At 64.0% G+C, this 19,779-nt stretch carries 17 protein-coding genes and 1 pseudogene; 13 read left to right on the forward strand and 5 right to left on the reverse strand.

Annotated features, from left to right (window positions below; all coding sequences use genetic code 11):
- Nucleotides 1-80 precede the first annotated feature (80 nt).
- The 11 genes from FB389_RS09990 to FB389_RS10035 all read left to right on the forward strand — a co-directional run bounded on the left by FB389_RS09990 (nucleotide 81) and on the right by FB389_RS10035 (nucleotide 8,664).
- Nucleotides 81-617 (forward strand): hypothetical protein, encoded by a 537-nt coding sequence (locus FB389_RS09990; protein WP_142113221.1) that lies wholly within the window; start codon nucleotides 81-83, stop codon nucleotides 615-617.
- A gap of 53 nt (nucleotides 618-670) precedes the next feature.
- Nucleotides 671-2,395 carry a TraM recognition domain-containing protein gene (locus FB389_RS09995; protein ID WP_142113739.1) on the forward strand — a complete coding sequence of 575 codons (1,725 nt, stop codon included), beginning with the start codon at nucleotides 671-673 and terminating at the stop codon, nucleotides 2,393-2,395.
- 92 nt (nucleotides 2,396-2,487) lie between these two features.
- Nucleotides 2,488-2,931, forward strand: a complete 444-nt coding sequence (locus FB389_RS10000) for a single-stranded DNA-binding protein (RefSeq protein WP_142113223.1) — start codon at nucleotides 2,488-2,490, stop codon at nucleotides 2,929-2,931.
- Nucleotides 2,932-2,933: 2 nt separating this feature from the next.
- Entirely contained in the window at nucleotides 2,934-3,491 is a 558-nt protein-coding gene (locus FB389_RS10005; RefSeq protein ID WP_142113225.1) for a hypothetical protein, read from the forward strand.
- Nucleotides 3,488-3,691, forward strand: coding sequence for a hypothetical protein (locus FB389_RS10010; RefSeq protein ID WP_142113227.1), 204 nt, complete (start codon nucleotides 3,488-3,490; stop codon nucleotides 3,689-3,691). The genes FB389_RS10005 and FB389_RS10010 overlap by 4 nt, the downstream gene beginning before the upstream one ends.
- Nucleotides 3,692-3,870: 179 nt before the next feature.
- Entirely contained in the window at nucleotides 3,871-5,643 is a 1,773-nt protein-coding gene (locus FB389_RS10015; protein WP_211344987.1) for a recombinase family protein, read from the forward strand.
- Nucleotides 5,644-5,761: 118 nt separating this feature from the next.
- The gene (locus FB389_RS10020) at nucleotides 5,762-6,094 is read left to right on the forward strand and encodes a hypothetical protein (protein WP_246043615.1); all 333 of its coding nucleotides are present in this window, start codon (nucleotides 5,762-5,764) and stop codon (nucleotides 6,092-6,094) included.
- A gap of 120 nt (nucleotides 6,095-6,214) precedes the next feature.
- Entirely contained in the window at nucleotides 6,215-6,700 is a 486-nt protein-coding gene (locus FB389_RS10025) for a TIR domain-containing protein (protein ID WP_142113229.1), read from the forward strand.
- Nucleotides 6,681-7,127, forward strand: a complete 447-nt coding sequence (locus FB389_RS10765; protein ID WP_246043616.1) for an HIT family protein — start codon at nucleotides 6,681-6,683, stop codon at nucleotides 7,125-7,127. Before FB389_RS10025 ends, FB389_RS10765 begins: the two co-directional genes overlap by 20 nt.
- Nucleotides 7,124-7,603, forward strand: coding sequence for a hypothetical protein (locus tag FB389_RS10770; RefSeq protein WP_246043617.1), 480 nt, complete (start codon nucleotides 7,124-7,126; stop codon nucleotides 7,601-7,603). Before FB389_RS10765 ends, FB389_RS10770 begins: the two co-directional genes overlap by 4 nt.
- A gap of 62 nt (nucleotides 7,604-7,665) precedes the next feature.
- Nucleotides 7,666-8,664 carry a DNA-processing protein DprA gene (locus FB389_RS10035; RefSeq protein ID WP_142113230.1) on the forward strand — a complete coding sequence of 333 codons (999 nt, stop codon included), beginning with the start codon at nucleotides 7,666-7,668 and terminating at the stop codon, nucleotides 8,662-8,664.
- A gap of 35 nt (nucleotides 8,665-8,699) precedes the next feature.
- On the opposite strand, the gene FB389_RS10040 is transcribed toward FB389_RS10035, so the two are convergent.
- Nucleotides 8,700-9,074 (reverse strand): sulfate permease, encoded by a 375-nt coding sequence (locus FB389_RS10040; protein ID WP_142113232.1) that lies wholly within the window; start codon nucleotides 9,072-9,074, stop codon nucleotides 8,700-8,702.
- A gap of 140 nt (nucleotides 9,075-9,214) precedes the next feature.
- On the reverse strand, nucleotides 9,215-12,781 hold the full coding sequence (gene mobF / locus FB389_RS10045; RefSeq protein WP_142113234.1) for a MobF family relaxase: 3,567 nt from the start codon (nucleotides 12,779-12,781) through the stop codon (nucleotides 9,215-9,217).
- Nucleotides 12,782-13,050: 269 nt separating this feature from the next.
- Between mobF and FB389_RS10880 the strand changes: the two are divergent.
- A pseudogene (locus FB389_RS10880) lies at nucleotides 13,051-13,239 on the forward strand (DNA cytosine methyltransferase); the annotation flags it as partial.
- 56 nt (nucleotides 13,240-13,295) lie between these two features.
- On the forward strand, nucleotides 13,296-14,168 hold the full coding sequence (locus tag FB389_RS10050; RefSeq protein WP_281282050.1) for a DNA cytosine methyltransferase: 873 nt from the start codon (nucleotides 13,296-13,298) through the stop codon (nucleotides 14,166-14,168).
- 12 nt (nucleotides 14,169-14,180) lie between these two features.
- Here the strand turns inward: FB389_RS10050 and FB389_RS10055 are convergent, their stop codons facing one another.
- Genes FB389_RS10055 through brxL form a run of 3 tightly spaced genes read right to left on the reverse strand, consistent with a single transcriptional unit; the run spans nucleotide 14,181 to nucleotide 19,769 of the window.
- Complete coding sequence (locus FB389_RS10055) at nucleotides 14,181-16,256, reverse strand: ATP-binding protein (RefSeq protein ID WP_142113236.1); 2,076 nt, start codon at nucleotides 16,254-16,256, stop codon at nucleotides 14,181-14,183.
- Complete coding sequence (locus tag FB389_RS10060) at nucleotides 16,249-17,646, reverse strand: SIR2 family protein (RefSeq protein WP_142113238.1); 1,398 nt, start codon at nucleotides 17,644-17,646, stop codon at nucleotides 16,249-16,251. The genes FB389_RS10055 and FB389_RS10060 overlap by 8 nt, the downstream gene beginning before the upstream one ends.
- Nucleotides 17,643-19,769: a BREX system Lon protease-like protein BrxL gene (brxL, locus tag FB389_RS10065; protein WP_142113240.1), complete on the reverse strand. Its 2,127-nt coding sequence runs from the start codon at nucleotides 19,767-19,769 to the stop codon at nucleotides 17,643-17,645. Before brxL ends, FB389_RS10060 begins: the two co-directional genes overlap by 4 nt.
- Nucleotides 19,770-19,779 lie beyond the last annotated feature (10 nt).

Here is a 19,779-nt window from a genome sequence, read left to right on the forward strand (position 1 = left end):
TCCAGCGACGCAACCGCAACGGCGAGCCCAGAGAGTAGGGGCAAGTCGCACCCCTTGGTCTTACGAGCGCACCTGAAGGTATGAGCAACGCCCAGAACCCTTCAGTATTCGACCCATCACCGGTCAGTCTGCCGCTGGCGGTGATCACCGTCGGCGATTTGGGAGTCGTCACCGTCACACTCGACGGTGACGACTTCCTGCCGCCACCCTTCGCCCCACCCTGGTCGAGAGCCAACTTCGGAGGACTTCTCGACGCACTCACGGAGGCCCGCTCCCGTACCGTCCGCGTCGAGGTGCGGGAGTCAGACGGCAGTGTCTTCACCGACATCATCGAAGCTCGACGACGCAGCGCTCCTCAGTCGGAGACTGCACCGCAGGCACGGCCAGAGACCCGACGTGCACGGCGTTCCAAGGAACCGCGCCTCTTCGAACTCACTGCGACCGGCTTCATCTCAGGCGAGGACATCACCGTTGCGGTCATCGTCACTGGGACGGAGAGCGACCGGCAGGGAAACGCTCGTGCAGTGATCGATCTCGACCTGCTCACAAGCCACGTCACCGAGGCCGTCCTCATCGGTGACGTCTCGGGACACTCGCAGACGGTGAGTCTCTCGTGAACGCGCCGGGCCGCCAGTCCGGATCGTTCGGAGACGAGCTCACCAACATCCTCATGGCCGGACTCATCGCCCTCTTCGGCCTCACCCTCATCCTCAGAGCAGCAGGCTCCATCGCAGCGTTCCTCACCGGCGTCTCGCAGCCCTCTGCGGGAATCGCCGGGGGCATCGGCGTACTCACACACCCGGGACACCCCGGTACAGCGCTCGGGGCCGACGAACTCAACGCGATCGCCTACTGGGCGGTCGCCGCCGTCATGCTCGCGGGACTCGGAGTGCTCGGCGCGTGGCTGTGGATGCTGTGGCGTCGCCACTCACGCAACACCGAGACAGACCCGCACCGACTGGCAGGAACCGCCACCGCCCACGAGGTCGCGCTCGCCGCATCCAGCCGAGCTCTGTTGCGCCGTGCTGGGACGCTACGACCATCGATCGAGAGCCCGAGTGCGGCCGATGTCGGTTACCGGCTCGGGCAGTCGCGCGGGAAGGACGTGTGGGCGAGCGTGGAGGACTCGATCCTGCTCATCGGCCCACCCCGCTCGGGCAAGGGCCTCCACATTGTGATCAACGCCATCCTCGACGCTCCCGGCGCGGTTGTGACGACCTCGACCAGGCCCGACAACCTCACCGCGACACTGCGCGCCAGGCGACGGATCGGACCGGTGATGGTGTTCGACCCGCAACATCTCGCCGAGGGCGTGCCCGCGGGGCTGCGCTGGTCACCGATCCGCGGCTGCGAGGACCCGCTTACCGCGATGATCCGCGCCACCGGCCTCGCCGCCGCGACCGGACTCGCCGATGGCGGAGTCGACAGCGGTGGCTTCTGGGAAGGCAAGACCCGTGTCGCCCTCCAAGCCTTGCTTCACGCGGCGGCGATCGACCGGCGCAGCCCAGCCGAGCTCTTCCGATGGACACTCGACCCATCCGCCGCGGCTGATGCCGTCGCGATTCTCAATGCTTCCCCGAAGGCCGCGACCGGGTGGGCCGAGGGGCTGGAAGCGATGATCGAGACCGACCCCAGGACGCGGGATTCGATCTGGCAGGGCGTCTCGCTCGCCCTCGCGGCACTCGCAGACCCGCGGGTGCTCGATGCCGTGAGCCCGGGAGAAGACGAGGCCTTCGACCCGGAGTCGTTCATCCGAGACAAGGGCACGCTGTATCTGCTCGCCACCGGTGCCGGGGCAGGCAACAGCGCAGCTCTGGTCGCGGCGTTCGTGGAGGACCTCATCGAGACAGCCAGACGAATGGCAGCCAGGATGCCTGGCGCAAGGCTTGATCCGCCGATGCTGCTCGCGTTGGACGAGATCGGGAACCTTGCCCCGTTGCCGTCACTGCCGACGCTCATGGCGGAGGGAGGCGGTACGGGGATCACGACGATGCCGGTGCTCCAGTCGCTCGCCCAGGCGAGAGACAAGTGGAGCGACGACCAGGCCTCAGCGATCTGGTACGCGAGCATCACCAAGATCATCCTCGGCGGAGCATCCAACTCCCGAGACCTCCAAGACCTCTCGACGCTGATCGGCGAGCGGGACGAGTTCACGGACTCCGTCACGCTCGGTGACTACGGCTCCCGCACGAACCAGCGCTCGATCCGGCGGGTGCCAATCTTGCCGCCGGACCGCATCCGCACGATGCCATTCGGCACCGGCGTCGTCCTTCTTCGGTCTGCGCCACCGATCATCACGGACCTCATGCCATGGACGAAACGCCCCAATGCAACGGACCTCAAACACGAGAGACGCGAGATAGAAGAACTGCTGGAACGGAAGCCCGTCGACTGAAGTCGGCGGGCTTCCCGCTGGACGCGGGAGTGCACCTGCCTTCTACGAGCCGCTGTACGAGCGTGGCTCCCGATCGGCAGGAGAAGAGTCCCATGGCTATCCGCACCCAGCAGTCGGTATCTGGCTTCATCGCCAGTGACCCGCAGCTCTCACAGACCGAGAACGGCGACGCCCGGTTCTACGCCCGCTTCGGGCAGGAGAACTACCGCCGCGAAGAAGACGGCAGCTTCACGAAGCTGGACACGACGTTCAACAACCTGGTGATGTACCGCAAGACCGCCCAGCGTGCGTTTGAGCGCTTCGCCAAGGGCGACAAGTTCGTCGCCGAGGGGTATCAGCACGAGTACACCGTCGAGCGAGACGGCGAGACGATTCAAGACGTCGAGTTCGTGGCGAAGAAGATCGGCCACGACACTGCGCGCACACGCTACGAGGTCGACCGCACGCCGCGCGGTGCTCCCGAACGGGGGCAGGGCAAGGTCTTCGACACACCTGTGCCGCGCCCCGGGATTGATACTCGCGGAATGGGGCTGTGACCATGAACGAGCACATCGGCATCGATGACGTTCCCGAGCCAAGCTACGAGCCCGAACCTCAGGCCCGGCCGCCGCACCCGATCAACTGGAACCTGCTCACAGCGCACGACCTCGAACAGGAGCTGCTTGAACTCAATCGATGGGTGAACTGGCTCCGTGTTGAGTACGGGCTCCCGGCCTCGGAGATTCCGCCGTTCTGGCACCGCCACCCAGAGCTGCTCTGGGAGCTTTCGGCACTGCACCTGCACTGGCTCTGCGCTTACGACCCTGACCAGGACGGCTCGGCACCGTTCGGCTGGCACCGCGACTTCGCCGACGCCCGCGGACGCCTCCGCGACTGGGTCGCCGCCTGCGGCACCAAACGAGATCGCGACCGGCCGACAAGGCAGACGCCCTGGCCGGGCGAGAACCATGACCAGGAGGTCGTCGAGGAAGTCATCACCGACCGTGACGCCGACTTCGTGCAGTTCGTTCTTGACGCCGTCGAAGCTCGTCAGTCGGCCGAGGAAGCGTTCTTCGCCAGCGCCGATCCCACGACAGGAGAGGTACAGGAATCGTGAGTAGGCAATACGAGAAGCAGACGGATCGCCGGAGTCGCGAGGAACGTCACCTCAGCGTTCGGGCCGTCCACCGCGAGCAGCCCGACTTGACCTTGCTCACTGAACTCATGATCCGCTTCGCGCTCCAGGATCTCGGCGAGCGACGAGTAGCCGAATCAGGCCCCAAGATTTTCGATACCTCTCTAGAGGGGAAAGCGTAGAATGTAACTGTCCGCCGCTAGCGGTGGATGTTGTGGTCCTAAACCCCCGTGCCTCGGTTCGGGGCACGAATACGTGGCCGTTCTGGCCTAGTCCTACAGCCTTCGGGCTCTTCTCACGATCAACATTCGCAGTTGACGATTCCGCGGCGGGCGCTGTCAAGCACACGCGGAGAAGAGCCATGAGCACCACACCAGATGACCTGCCGTCGCCGACCGATCGGCTGTCGCTACCCACCCTCACCGCGGGCGGCCCCATCGCGGTCATGTGCCTGCGTGTCTCCACGAAGGAGCAGGCGGAGAAGGGCGGCACCGAGGAGGGATATTCGATCCCGGCCCAGCGCGAGGCAAACCTGCGCAAGGCAGAGTCGCTCGGCGCGACGGTGATCGAGGAATTCGTCGACGCAGGCGAATCAGCACGTAAGGCTGACCGGCCGCAGCTGATGAAGATGATCGAGTACGTCACCGAGCATCGAGTGAACTACTGCATCGTCCATAAGGTTGACCGCCTGGCCCGCAACCGAGCCGACGACGTCGCCATCCACCTCGCTCTTCGCGACGCCGGAGTAACGCTTGTCTCTGCGAGCGAGAACATCGACGAGACGCCCTCGGGCATGTTGCTCCACGGCATCATGTCCTCGATCGCCGAGTTCTATTCCCGCAACCTCGCCACCGAGACGGTGAAGGGCCTTTCGCAGAAGGCAGCGCAGGGTGGCACGACGAACCGCGCACCGATCGGGTATCTGAATGTCGGCATCCGTGATGAGCGGGGTCGAGAGAACCGGACGGTCGTAATTGACGAGGAGCGCGCTCCGTTGGTGCGGTGGGCGTTCGAGCAGTTCGCGTCCGGGCGTTGGACGGTGTCGCAGATGCAGCGAGAGCTGGAGGCGCGTGGGTTGACGACGACGCCTACGCCCAAGCGCGCGCCGAAGTCGGTGAGTGTGCCGGGCTTGTACCGGGTGCTGACGAATCCATACTACCGGGGCATGGTGCGGTTCAAGGGAGCCGTCTATCCGGGAGCGCATGAGCCGCTGGTGCCGAAGGAGGTCTGGTATCAGGTGCAGAACGTGCTGGAATCGCACAAGTCGGCTGCCGATGCGACCCAGGTCCACGCGCACTACCTCAAGGGCACCCTGTACTGCGGGTCGTGTGGCGAGCGGCTGATCATCATCAAGGCGAACAACGGTAAAGGGCGGATCTATCCGTACTTTGTCTGCAATGGGCGGCATTCGAAGAAGACCGAGTGCACGCGGCAGGCGATGCTGATCGATGATAGTGAACGGCTGGTCGAGGAGTACTACGAGCGCATCGAGGTCAGTAGTGAGGTGCGGCAGGCTCTAGGTGCGATGTGTCACGCGGAGTTCGACCGTCTGTTGGCGGAGGATTCTGGCGAGCTGGAGTCTCTGGCGAAGCGGCGCACTGAATTGGAAGAGGAGAGGCTCGTTGTCCTTCGAGCTCACTATTCGGGTGCGATCTCGTTGGAGCTGCTGAAGGAAGAGCAGATGAGGATCGAGGCCCGGCTGGATGACATCAAGGGGAGGCTGTCGGCGCATCACGATGAGTATGCGGCGGCTCGGGCGAATCTCGACGACTACTTGGCGTTGCTGGCAAACGTGGCGTTGATCTATCGCCGGTGTGACAACCAGAACAGGAGACTGTGCAACCAGGCGTTCTTCCGGAAGATCTTCATCGACGAGGATCGGGAAGTGCGGGTCGAGTACCAGCCGTCCTACGAGGCGCTCTGCGACATCGAGACCCAGGGCAATGCACTCAACTGGGCCGAGCAGGCAAAGAAAAAGGACGAGGTTCAAACGTTCTCAAGAGTGGAGACTCTTGTCGAAGGTTTGAACCTCGCCCATATGGGGTGTTTGGCGCTACGCGCCTGCAACCCCTGCGCTCGCTCGGAGCCTGAACGCAAGCGTTCAGCTCCTCGCTCCCTTGGGGTGCCTGAGTAGTACGTTCGGCAACTCCGCCCCCAAGACAAAAACCCTGGTCAACCGCCTAGACCGTGGGGTCTACGAGGTCTCTCGACGTCCCCAGGATACCGCTCCGAAGGACGATCGTGGCCCTGTTGTGAGGACTGTCGAGACGGCTCAAACTTTTCTCACCGCCTCCGAGGTGGACGCCCTCGTCGGCGACTACCTGGCCGGGATGAGCGTCAAGGCGCTCGCTGAGAGGTACGGCATCCACCGCGCGACCGTGTTCTCTCATCTGCGCCGCCGCGACGTGCCGAGCCGCCGACCTGGGCTGGGCGTCGAGGAGAAGGCAGAGGCGGTGCGGCTCGCCCGGGCGGGCGTCTCGATGCGCGCGATTGGTCGTCGGATGGGTGTGGACCGCAAGGCCGTGCGCGCAGCCTTGGTCGAGGCTGGACTCATCGCGGACAAGATCATCGACGGTGTGTCGTGAAGCAGGATGGTGGTCTGGCTCCGCGCGAGGGCGCATCAAAGTTCGAATGTCAGTGGTCCGCCGTAGGCTTTGATTGACGGTACGAGAGCGGCTCGACCGCAGGTGACGGGAGAGTCAAGCATGGCCAAGTCAGTCTTCTACAGCTTCCACTACGACCGCGACGCGTGGCGGGTGCAGCAGATCATCCAGATGGGCGCGTTGGAGGGACAGCCCATCCTCAACGCGCAGCAGTGGGAGGAAGTCAAGCGCAAGGGCGACGCGGCCATCAAGAAGTGGATCGCCGATCAGATGGCCTACAAGTCGGCAGTCGTAGTCTTGATCGGCGCTCAGACTGCCAGCCGTCCGTGGGTGCGCCACGAGATCGCCCACGCCTGGGACAACCACAAGCCGCTGGTTGGCATCCGAATCCATGGGCTGGCCGACCGCAACGGCAACACCGACTCATACGGAGAGAACCCGTTCAGCAAGGTGTCGCTCAAGGGCGGCGGCACCGTCGGCGACTACGTGCCGGTCTACAGCCCCAGCGGATCGAACAGCCAGGCCGTCTACGCGGACATCAAGGCGAACATCACTACTTGGGTCAACAATGCCTACAAGCGATCCTGACTGCCCCTTCTGCGAGATCGTCCAGAGAGACGACCCCGATGCCCGCGAGGTCTATCGCGATCAGCATGTCGTCGCGTTCTTCCCCCACAACCCGGCAAACCTCGGACACACCCTGGTGATCCCTCGCCTCCATGTGCCCGACATTTGGGCACTTGATGAAGTCACTGCCGAGCAGCTCGCCAGGGCGACAACGCGGCTCGCCGCAGCAGTCAAGCGCGCAGTCAACCCCGATGGCCTCAACGTCATTCAGTCCAACGGTAGCGCGGCCAGTCAGACGGTCTTCCACCTGCACGTCCATCTTGTGCCTCGCTGGGAAGGAGACCCCATCGGGCACATCTGGCCGCCTGAAAGCAACTACAGCGAGGAGGCGAAGGACGAAGCGTGGGAAGCGCTGAGAGTCGAGTGTCGGAAGGCGAGCAACAAGTGAGTACGCCGACCGCACCCTCAGACGAAGATCGGCGGAAGCACCTTGACTTCATCCAGGCAGTCGTCACTCGCATGTCCGCTGCGTCATCAAGCGCGAAAGGGTGGCTGCTGCCAGTCGTCACGGCCACCTTTGGGTTCGCGCTAGTGCAGCACTCACGAGCGGTTACTCTGCTCGGACTCGCAGCGGTCGTGCTCTTCATGTTCCTCGACGCCAACTATCTGCGACAAGAACGTGCCTACCGGCGACTGTACGACACCGTTGCACGGGGCACGCGCGCCGTCCCACAGTTCTCACTCGACCCCTCCGAAGCTGACGATCCGATACCTGCATCGGCCGGGTGGCGTGAGCGAGTCAAGACTGTGATTGGCCGATGGGTCCCGGCATGGAGCGTCTGGTCATCGTGGTCGATCTTGCCCTTCTACGGTGCTCTCTTGCTCATCGGCGTTGGCATCTATATCCGCGCCGTGATCACCTAGCCGCCACCGAACCGGGGCTGGCTGTGCACCTTGTCGGTATCGAATGCCGAGAGGAACCGACGATGGCTGGCCTGAGTGACCTTGCAGACGACGAGCGAACCGCACGGATGGTGCTGTCCATGCTCCTTGAGCCCAGCGATCCGGTGACCGGCCGAGTCCTGACTGGGCTCGGAGCGATGGAGACACTCCGACTTGCCGAGCGCGACGGGTCGGTGACGGGTCTCAGCGCCGTCGACGCGCAGGTCTGGCGCGACCACTTCGACGCAACTGCGGCGAAGGACATCGCCGCCCGTCTCGACCAGGCTCAGCAGTCAGGCATCCAGGTTCTCGTCCCAGGCGACACCAACTGGCCCGTCGCCCTCAACGACCTTGGCGATCTCGCCCCATACGTGTTGTGGACGCGCGGCGCCTCATCGTTCCTCTCCCGCCCGTTGCAGGACATCGTCACGATCACCGGGTCACGCGCGTCCACCGCATACGGAGACCATGTTGCCCGCGAACTCGCCGCCTCGACGGTTGCGGACGAGCGCGTTGTGGTCGCCGGTGGCGCGTATGGGATCGAAGGCGCTGCACACCAAGCTGCCCTCGCCGCAGGCGGAGACACCATCGCGATCCTCGCAAACGGAGTCGACCGTCCTTACCCTGCTGGTCACCGCGACCTACTCGACCGCGGGGCTGATGTCGGGCTTCTCGTCAGCGAGGTGCCACCTGGCGCTGTCCCTACAAGGCATCGGTTCATCGCTCGCGGGCGGCTAATGGCGGCGCTCGCGTCTACGACGGTCATCGTCGAGGCGGCAGGTCGGTCAGGCTCGTTGGGGGTGGCGCAGTACGCATTCGAGCTGGGTCGAAGCGTGGGAGCAGTGCCTGGTCCGGTGACGAGCGCCGCGAGCGTCGGTCCCCATCGTCTGCTACGGGAAGGCACCGCGTCGCTGGTCGCAGACAGCGCCGATCTTGCGCGCCTGGGGAAACGCGGCAACGCTCGCCAAGTCTCAGCGCCGCGTCCGCAAGTTGATGCGGATCGAGTCCGTCCGGCTACGCCTGAACCAACGCGTTCGTTGTAGCTGCTCGTCAACGGTTGGACGGATGGAAGTGTCTCTCATCGGATGCTGCGAGTGAGTTCACGCTGAGACACCTCAGCGTCTACCGCGCGCTCGGCACGCTTCCGGGCCTGGCGTTCCTTGGCGCGTGCCCTCACGAGCAGCACCACGCTTACCGGGCCGATGACGATCATCTTCAGAGCGTTCCAGATGCAGATCAGGACCACGAGGTGAAGCCATCCGGGGCCGCCGGACTCAATGAGAGTAGTGCACCAGGCAGCGACGCCCAGGTACGGAGCGGCCAGCAGCATCGCTGGCACGCCCCACTTCAGTCCGTTCCTCGTTCGGATCAGGTCGAGCAGGATGTTGCCCGGCATGTAACGACGCAGGAAGTAGCGGACCACCGTGCTGGCTGTCCACAGTAGGCGGATCATGATGGGCTCCTCTCAACACGCACTTATGTTGTTGAGACGGTGCGTGGAGAGTGACCCGAAGGTCTGCCGCGAACGGCCCAAAGGTAAGGAGAAATCCGCCTCGCTTCAAGGCTACGTCGAGGTGGGGACATTTGGAAGGATCAGATGCTGCGTCCTGTCTGAGGCCGCACCCGCCTGACGGCGTTGAGCCCAGCCTCCGGCGGAGCGCTCTGGGCAGAGAGAAGGAGCATCCTGTCGAGTGCTGCTCGCGCCCTCACCGCGTCGATCTTCTGCGCGGAAGACTCGGCCGGGGCACCAAGGGGTGCATCGTCGGCGATGCGGTAGCGGTCTCGGTAAGCGGTGACGACACGTGCAGCCGCGCGCCAGGTCGCAGCTCGGCGTCGCTCATGCGGTGGCATGCCGAGCGCCCTTGTCCACGGCGTGTTCTCTGTCAGCGCGGAGTCAAGTACGGCGCTGACGCGGGCCTCGATCAACTCCTCTCGCTCGTCGAGTGCTGCTCGCATCTCGGCATCGGTCACGCCGTGGGCACGTGGGATGAGGCCGGCGATTAGGCGCGGCGGCTTCCTTGTACGTCCTGATCCTGCCGGTCGAGCCGTCGCTCGTTCGATGCGGTAGTGGAGGACCGCGGCGATGTCGTCGGCGTCGCCGAACCCTCTCGCCGCGACAAGACGCGGCAGGAGCGAGTCGACATCGTGGTGGTTGGCTTCGGCGCGGCGGAGTTCGGCCGTGAGCGGCCCGAACGCCTCGGATTCGATGGCGCTGTCGGCCTGTTCGTCGGTGAGCCCGGAGTTGCGGATGAGGGTGGCCCAGCGGTCGTGTTGGGCTGCGGCGGCGATGGTCTCGTACTCGGCGGCAAGCTGCGCGATCGAGCCCCACTGCTCCTGCTCGGCAACGATCGTCTCGTGCGCCGAGAGTTCGGCTCCGCTGTGCTGCAGCACGCCGTAGAGCACGTTGCGCGCGGTCGCGTTGGGGTCATCGCCGGGGTGCGGCTCCGCATGGTCGTCGGCGCGATCAAGGGTGACGTAGGCACGGTTGGAGTGCTGGCCTCGGGTCATCGCGACGTAGAAGGTCTCTCTGGTCGAGGTCGGTTCAACCAGCACATGCGCGGTGTCGGTCGTGACACCTTGCGCACGGAAGGCGGTGACTGCGTAGCCGAGATCGACGCTCTTGGAGACATACGAGGCTGGCAGGACGATCCTGCCGCCGAACCTTCGCCCACGCCTCCGTATGGCGATAGTCCCGTCGTCGCCGACGGCGGTGATGGTCCAAACGTCGCCGTTGCGTACCCAGTCTCGCCCGTTCGCGGTGCGGAGCCTTCGGTCGTTGTCGCGGGTGATGATCGTGTCTCCGATCCCGGCGGCGGTGCCGTCGCGCAGTTCGACCTCGCGGTCGGGGTTCAGCGTCTTGTTGTGGATCAGGTCGGCGCGGGCGCGTCGGTTGAGGGCGGTCACGTCTTCGTGGGTCTCGGCGATCAGCACCGATATGTGCCCCTGGTCGCGGTCGGCGCGCCAGGCGTTGTAGGCGGCATCGGTCATGGTCTCGGCGTCGCCACCGGTGATGCGCTGATGGGCGAGGTAGGAGTCGATGGCATCGGCGCGTCCGTGGCGCAGCTCGAGTGATGCGGTCTTCTCCCAAGCGTGGGTGAACCGGTGAACGTCGACCAGTTCCGGGGTGTCGTCCCGGTCGTTAGCGATCATCGCGAACGCACCGCCGGCGTCCACGGATTGCAGCTGGGCATAGTCACCGACCAGCAGCACCTTCGCGCCAGCCTCCTGGGCGAGGTGGGTGATGCGGTCCAGCGACAGGGTGCCCGCCAGGGAGGCTTCGTCGATGATGACGAGCTGCCCCGCTGCGAACGTAGTGCCGTGCAGGAGATGGTTCTGCCACCACTTCGCCGTGTTCTCGGTCGCGATCCCGAGATCGTCGGCGAGCACCTGCGCGGCCACCGCCGACGGCGCGAGGCCAACGACGGAACCGGGGCCGTGCTCGGCTTCCCAGGCGCGGCGAAGTGCGTTCATGGCCGTGGTCTTGCCAGCTCCGGCGGGACCGACGAGGACATCGAGCATCCGACCCGACACCGCGATCCGGGTCAAGGCATCTGCTTGGTCATCGCCGAGCATCCGACCGTCCGCGTCGGGCCTGCCCGTGATCTTCTCGACCGTGGCAAGCGTCACCGTCGGCCCGCCGAGGTTGGCTGCTCGTTCGAGGAGTCTGTCCTCGGCCGCGAGCTGGGACTCGGAGGTGAACGCGGTCGAGCTCTTCGGCCGGAACACCGAGCTGCCGTCGGGGCGACGGAACACGACCGGCGAGGCCGCGAGCTCAGGCGGTGTCAGGCGGAGCGAGACGAGCTCGGCGGCGTCGGCGACCATCGCGACGATAGCTTCCCGGTCCTGCATGGTGGCGAACCGCCAGCCCATCGTCTGCCGGGATGCTTCGGCCATGAGATTCCACCGTCGCCAGGTCGAACGCTTTTCACCGACGACTTCGACGACTGAACGTCCCAGCTCGCCGATCACGTCGAGCGGCACATCATCCGCCCGCAGCAGGAGCGGCTTGTCGTTGTCGGTCATCCCGCGTGCCCACGACGTCGCGTCCTGGCCCAGGGTCTTGCTGGCTCGCGTTCGCCACTCGGCGGTCAGCTCAGCAAGGGATCGGACCTGCTTCTCGGGGCGGGTCGCGAGTGTGGCTTGGGCTCGCAGTTTGAGGATCGTCGCGTTCGATGGTTGGCGTCCGTGCTGGGCAACGTACTCGTCGATGAGCCGGTTCTTCTCCGCGTCGATGTGGCGGGCGCGGGCGGAGAACTCCGCGACCAGTTCCTCCGGCACGCCGGTGATCGCCCACGCTGGGTTCCGGTCGCGGCCCATCTCGCGCGCCTCCCAGGAGACGCCGAAGGTGCGGGTCATGTGGTCAGCGAACACGGCTTCGTGTAGTTCGGAGAGCGCGACGACGGCGGCGTGCATCGGTCTGCCGTCAAGCGAGCGCCACTTCCCGTCGAGGACGGTCTTGGCCTTGTTGCTGATGACGACGTGCGTGTGGAGGTGGGGGTCGCTGGCGCGGGAGTCGAAGTGATCGAACGCGGTCGCGATGAGCCCGGTGACCTCGACGTGTGCAACCGCGCCGTCCCCGGCGGTTGCGCCCGTGCGGGTGGCTGCAACCTCACGTTCCATGAACGCAACTACCTCCGCAACTGCGCGATGATGCGCCTCGGCGATCAGTGCCTGCACTCCGGCATCGGCGAGCGCCCACAACACGCTCGCGGACTTCGGAATCGAGAAGGTGAAGTCGAAGCCCGCCACAGCACGCCGCTTGCTCCGGGCGCTCTCCTCGGCAACGATCTGCGCTACGGCCTCGCCCTTGGCGCCAGGCGTCATCGTCGGGTCGAGGTCGGCGATCCGCGCCTCGATCCGCTCGTCCTGGCTCTTGTAGGTCGGAAAGGCACGACCGAGCGGCTCGTCGGTAATCGGATCATGGCCAGTCCCCATCAGGAGCTGGAGCTGGTGCTCCGATACTCGGTCACCCACCTGAATCTCGCCCTTGCCGAGGGCCACTACGCCCGCGCCGAGCCAACGACCAGGCGGGGTGCCTTCCTCCATGTAGTAGCGCGTGAGTGGCGTGGAAAGTGGCCTGTTCCCGTCGGCTGCCGCAACCGTCTTGAGCAGGTACTTGTAGCCGTCACCCGCCGACATCACGCGCATCGAAACTGTCATGCTCGCCTCCGCTCCTGCCGAGCAGGTGAGCACCCTCACCCGGTGATCTCGGCCGCGGGAATGCTCACTCAACCTCGATCTGCAAGACGCGTGTGACCTCGGGCGGCGGTCGGAGCTGAGGCCGGAGATGGAGGCCTCGGGTGACGGCAAGCGGGGTGCGCAGTTGAGCGGCTGGCGCGTGTCGGAGTCGTGCACCTGACAGGTGACCAGCTCGGCATCAACTTCGTGACGAGGCGATGCCGGGGACGACCGTCACCGGAGCAGACTTCATGCACGACCTCGACGCCAGCGGCGACTCAGAACTCAAGATCGGATCGCTCTTCAGCGGCTACGGCGGACTCGACCTCGCCGTCGAGCACGTCTTCAACGCCAAGACCGTGTGGTTCTCCGAACTCAACGAGCCCGTCGCCCGTGTCTTCTCCCGCCACTGGCCCGTGGCGCCGAACCTCGGTGACATTACGGCCATCGACTGGAGCCAGGTCGAGCCCGTGGACATCCTCATCGGCGGGTTCCCGTGCCTCAAGACGTTTCCACCGTCGGCAAGCGCGCCGGCCTCGCGCCTGGCACGCGCTCGGGTCTGTGGGCGCACATGGCCGCGGCCATCGACGTGCTCCAGCCAGAATGGGTCGTCATCGAGAACGTCCGCGGGCTGCTGTCCTCACCCGCGACACGGCCACCCGCAGAAGGAAACGACCATGAACGACGCAACCCAGGCGATGCAACCCCCGACGGCGCAACCCTTCGCGGCATGGAACCCGACCCGTGGCACCTGGGAGACAACGCAACTCGACCTCTACGGGCTCTCGGCGCCGTTCTCGGCGATCTGGCCGACCTGCGGCTGGATGCGCGATGGATCGGCCTACCGGCTTCCCTTGTCGGCGCTCCTCACCAACGCTTCCGCATCTTCGCGCTCGCCCGGCGCACTGTTCCGCACCCCTCTCGCAACCGACTCATCACGCGGCGGGGAAACCCTCGACCAAGTGCGAGCACGACGCGGGACGATCGCGCTGTCGCACCAGATCATCGACTTCGCGCTCCACGGACCGAGTGGCTCACCCAACAGGAGAGCCGAATCGGAGACGCTGTGGTCCCTGATCGACGGACTGTTCAGCGCTGGGCACGCTACGCCGAGGCTATCGCCCGCTGGGAACACATCACCGGACGCCCCGCGCCAGCGCCAGCCCTCCTGAACGACGCCGACGGCCCCCGCCCGGCACCGGTATTCGTTGAATGGCTCATGGGCCTGCCGACTGATTGGGTCGCGGATAGCGACGAACTGACGCAGAACCAGCAGATCACCGCGCTCGGCAACGGCGTGCTACCTCTTCAAGCCTGCGCGGCGCTCAGGTGTGTGCGTGGTGACCGGGTGAGCCTACTTGCCACGTAAGTCGATTCCGCTCTATGGCGCAACTGGGCCTACGTCCCCCTGCCAGTCTCGAAGCACGGTGTCGACGTGATCTGGAAGGGTCGCGAGCCTTTGGGCATCGCTCCAGATGTCAATGAACTTCGGATCGTCACTCTTCGGCGGGTTCTGAACATCGCGGACGCGAACAGCAACGGGCACCCCGGTGCTGACACCAGTGACGAGAGCGTGTTGTTGCGCGAGGCTTGGCAGCTGTTCAAGTAGCGCGCGGGAACTAAGAGCTGTTGCGTGACGGAGCAACCGCTGGTCGGCCTCGTGGGTGAGCCTGTGCGCGATGACGGTCCCGCATTGGGCAACGACGGTTTCACTGAGTTCGCTCGGACGCTGACTTGCGAGCAGAAGTGAGAGCCCAAACTTGCGGCCTTCCTTCGCGATGCGTTCGAAGATGGCCGCTGAGCGATTCGCCCCACCGGTGGAATCTAGCCGGGACGGTATGAAGCGGTGTGCTTCTTCGAGCACCAACATGACCGGGTGCTCAGCACGCGGATGGCTCCGAACTGCGAAGTCAAAGAGGATTCGACCCAATAGCGCGGTGACGTTCTCCAGGACGTCGTTAGCGACGAGACTGAGGTCGAAGATTGTCACAGACGGACCATCGCCATGTGTGGCGCTCTGCGCACGATGGTGGGACGTTGCAGGCCAGTCGGAAGCCGCGTTGTCGTTTGTTGGGTCGACGCCCAGGAGCGCCTTGAGATAAGTTCCGAGGGGGTCGTCGTGCTTTTCGACCCGCGTTATGAAGTCGTAGCGACCATCGGCGAGTAGCCGACTCAGGCGCATCTGTAGTGTCGCGACGTAGCCAGCGATCTTGCTGTCATTCGCCTGCTCCATCTGAATTCGGTTTGGGAGGAAAAAGTCGCACAGCTCCTGGAGCGAGTAGTACACAGGCGCGTCGAAGTCAGGCGCTGCTTGAGCGCTACCCATGCCGAGCGCGCCGAAAGCAGCCGAGATCTCTTTCCGGATGGCGACAAACATCCTCGCAAGGATGTCGCGTTGAGGTGCTGTTAGTGGCGTCCACTGGACATTCGACACGGAGGCCTGAGGCGTACCAGCATCGAGAATCACCTTTATCTGCGACCATTGCGCAGAACACAAACTTGCTTGACCAAGCTGGCCATTGACCGGGTTGGCCATACCGTCGAGCTGGGCGAAGGTCGTATCTGAGCCACTCTTGGTGTTACTGAAGGCTCCTTCGATGATCCCCATAGAACTGAGCAGGTTCTGCAGACGGAGCAAGTCCAAATTCGTTGAGGCTCCAGCTACTCGCGCATCAGCTATGGACCGCTGGAGCACGGGAGCTTGAACGCCTTCGCTGGCCTTGAGGAGGCTCATGTGCTCCTCGTTGTTCATGAACCAGTGCGGTAGGAAGAGTGCGGAGTCCGTCCCCGGCTTGGGGCCGAGCACCAGCGGCCGAGTCTTCTTGCCCCGTGGCGTAGAAGACGCGAAGGACTGTGCGTACTCTCCGTTGATATCGAAGATGACGATATGCCCATTGGGGATTCCGTGATCCAATAGCCTATCAATGATGGCGGCGACAGTGCAGGACTTGCCGGAGCCCGTGGAGCCGACAACAGCACAGTGATGACCGAGGAGCAGGTTGGCATCAAGGTGAACAGCCTGCTCAGCGGCCACCGCCGAAGTGCCAATACGAAGCGACGGGGCGCCCTTGGGGAGAAAGATGTTCTTCACTTCGCCAGGCGTGGCTGCCTGCACTGGCGCGTGAAGCGGAGGGTATCCAGTCAGCCCAGACTTGAAGCAGTGGTTCTCGAACCGGCCTACCACCGTCGCTTCAAGTTCATAGGCTGCCGTGTCGTCCTGGCTGAGGAGAGGTGCCTTTACCTTTTGGTCGTCTCTCCCGCTGATGTAGACGCCGCTGACGATGCCAACAACGCGATGCGCGCCAGCAGGTACCGTTATGTAGGAGTTCACCACACCGACGGTCTGGAGACCGTCAGGACCCACCTTCGTGAAGCCCTTCGATCCAACGTCCAGCGCGACTCGGATCGTCGTGCTGCGGACATCGATTACACGTCCGATAATGCCGGTCTCAGTCATTGGACTTCACTCCCGAGGCTGGCAAGTTGCCGTCACGCGCAGCTTGCTCAAGCGCCTCGATCAGTACTGTAACGGCCGTGGGTGTATCGCCCAACTGGGATGATCCCGGTAGGAGGCGGGAAAGCTCCGTGAACTTGCCGTACTCGCCAGTGAGTACGGAAATGCGGGAGTCACTGGAGGTAGCGAGGGCAGCGATTGCCGTTTTCTTCGGCGTAACGTCGAGATCGCTGAGGTGCTGCTGGAGAGAGTCCGACGTTAGCGAGGAGATGTCTGCGTCTTCAAGCACCGCGAAGGGATCAGCCACCAGGACATTGAGAGCGGAGTTCGTGGCAAGGCTGCGGAGAAGTAGACGGTTGATGTGCGGGTCGGCGAATCCGTAGCCAACGACGATTACTGCGGTGTCTTCCTGCTGTACAGCATCACCCAGTAGCCGAAGGAGGTCTGAGTACGGGTATGCGAGGGTGTCACCCTCCTTCGCTGAAGTCGGGTAGATCAACACCAGCTGGTCGTCTTCGGGGAAGGCGTTGCTGTGTCTCACCTCTAGTGACTCAAGTCCGGTCAACCGATCCTTGTCGCTGGACGATCGCCAGTTGAGACTGCCGTGGACCTTATGCAGATAGATGGCCCCCTCAGCGCGCGCCAGCACCGATTGCGTCGTCGTTTCGACTCGGTGGAAGTCAAGTCCGTAGAACGCGAGGTTGAGGCGACGGTCGACCGTCCCGCTGAAGCCGTCGATGTACGGATATCCGAGTTGATCGAGGGCGCTCTCAATGACCAGGTCGTAGTTCGTGGTGAAGACTTGTGGCCTTGGCAGATTGACGCGACGACTACGGATGATTCGGGAGAGGAACGTCCGGTGCGCAAGCAGTGGGTCGGAATCGAACGGTGCGTCCAACGGCTTGCCGGGTTTCGGCAGACGGCATGCTTCGGCGAGCGCCCGGTTGATCTGTTGTCGCAAGGCATCGACCTGCTTCTTCGGGTAGGACTTGGCGTCCGCCCCCGAACCGAGCGTCACCGAGTCCTGGCCAGCTTGCGTCGCAAGCGATGCGGCAAGCTGGAGTCCGTTCAGGAGCTTTTCTAGATCACCGCTGTCGGTGGGATTGATCGTGGCAAGGAGCGATTGGTGTTCCTCCGTTGGTTCACCGCCAGCCTCCCTGATGAGCCCAAGTACCTGCTCATTGGACAGGTCTCGCGTCTTTGGAGAGCCCAAGTGGAACGACGCGCCAGAGCCAAGAAGGACGACGAGGTTCTTCACTTGCAACAGCGAACCCAGATGTTCCCGGACCAATTTCGGCTCGGATGTCGTGATGATCTCTTTCAGCGTGCCACCGATGACGAGGAGGCCCTTGGCGTCATCCTCCGACTCCGTTGTGGTGTTCGTTGTTGTCATCGGGCCCCCTCTTGCTCGTTGATGTAGGTGATGCCGAACGCGAAGACCTGACGGAACTCCTGGCGGCGGGAGCCGAGGTCGAACTGGCTACCGGAACCCTTCTGGAAGATGTCGAGGCCGCGTCCGAGGAGGAGCTTCCAACCGTGGTCGGTGCGGATCGACCGGTCGTGGATCGTTTCGTCCCAGGTGACGGTGAACTGGATGCCGACGGTGGCGGCGCTGTCCTGGATGTCCTTGAGCATGAGGAGGTGCTGCTGGGCGTACTCGCCGCGGTCTTCCTTGGTCACCAGCGTCACTGCAATCTCGTCGGCGGGATTCTTGGCCGCTGCCAGCAGAGCCAGCAGATCGACGAGGTTGCGCCCCTGGTGCGGGAGCCGGATGTAGGGGTCAACGATGGTGATGTCTGTGGCACCGCGCAGATAGGGCATGAGCAGCGTCTCGTATGAGACTCCACGCTGGTTCTCCTGGAACTCGCGGTGCCCTTCGAACAGTGGCGCGGCTACCTCAGTCACGGACGGAACTGCAACAGCGGCCTCTTCTTGCGCGGGCTCCGACTCCGCCGACGGCTCTGCCTCGTGGTCGGTCTCGGGACGGCGCGCCTGGTAGTAGTCGGGGTACTCGTCCTCTTCCAGCGTGGTGACACTGCGCCAGGTGCCGGTCTTGTCGGAGTAGCCGAAGTTGACGGCGGCCATCGTGGTGTCAATCCGAAGAATCTGGTCCTTGACACGCTTGCGTCCTTCGACGGCGAAGCGCAGCAGTTCCTCGATCTCTTCTTGCGTGGCCTCGCCGCCTGGGTAGATGAGCTTCATCAGGCCGGAGAAGGTCTTGTGGATGCCGTCGCGGTCTCGTGTGGAGATGTCCGAGCCGAGCGTGAAGTGCTGCTGGTAGCGGTCGGAGTAGTCGGTGTTGCGCATGGATCGCAGCACTTCGGCGATGTAGTCGACGACGAAGCCGAAGCCGGAGGAGAACATCTCGCTGCGGATCGTGTCTACCTCCCAGCCGGGGATGTAGAAGTGGAGCCGGTCGAGGTAGGCGGAGTCGTGGTATGCCTCGGGTAGCTCGTCGAACAGGTCTGAGTGCTTGAGCATGTAGGGCACGTTGTGGGAGGTGTTGCCCACGAACACCATCGACGCTTCGGCTCCGAGGGTCTCGACGCCACGGGAGAACGACTTGTTCGCCATGTAGTTCTTCATGATGTCGACGAGCGCCTTATCGGTGCGCTTCTTCTTGCCGGCGAACTCGTCGAAGGCGACGACGTCCCAGTAGCCGACCAGGCCGATGCGGCCATTGGCGTTGTTGACGAATAGCTTCGGGACGGTGACTTCGCCACCGGAGATCAGCATGCCGTGGGGCGAGAACTCGGAGTAGATGTGTGACTTGCCGGTGCCCTTCGGCCCCAGCTCAATCAAGTTGTAGTTCCGTTCGACGAACGGGATGAGACGCACGAGTTGCAGCAGCTTGGCACGCCGTCCGAACATCTCAGGGTTGAACCCGATGGACTGGATCAGCAGGTCGATCCACTCCTCAGTGTTGAACCCCTTCCGTGATGCGAGGTAGCCCTCGTAGTCGAAGCTCGACATCTGGATGGGCTTCAAGCTCCCCAGAATCCAGGGCACGACGCGGGCGTCGTCGCTATGGAAGTACTCGATGTCGCAGATGCACCACACGCCGCCGACCAGCAACTTGGGGTTCGCCTTCACTGTTGCAGGTTCGACGATCACGCCGCTGAGCCCGAGGTTGGCGAACGAGGCCTGGTACACGTCCTGCTTGTCGTTCAGGGTCACGGTGACCTTGTCGATGATCCGGTGGCGGCCCTTCTCGCGGATGGTGGACTTCACCAGTTCTGACTCGTTGCGGTGCACGTAGTGGTCGGCGAGAATCTTGCGCACCGCGTCAATACCGGCCTGGATTGTTGCTTCGTCGTCGGAGGCGGCGTACTGGCCGAGCAGGTACTCCAGCACGTAGGAGGGGACGATCGCGTTGCCCTTGACGGCCTTCACGAGGTCTTTGCGGACGACGGAGCCGCCGAACAGCAGGTTGATCTTGTAGTCAAGATCGCTCTGCTGTGGTGTAGCTGACTCGGCGTTGCGTTCCTCGCCGGAGTGGCTCTCGGTGTCCGTCATGGCTACTGCT

Source organism: Rarobacter incanus, assembly GCF_006715765.1.
GTDB classification, from domain to species: Bacteria; Actinomycetota; Actinomycetes; order Actinomycetales; family Cellulomonadaceae; genus Rarobacter; species Rarobacter incanus.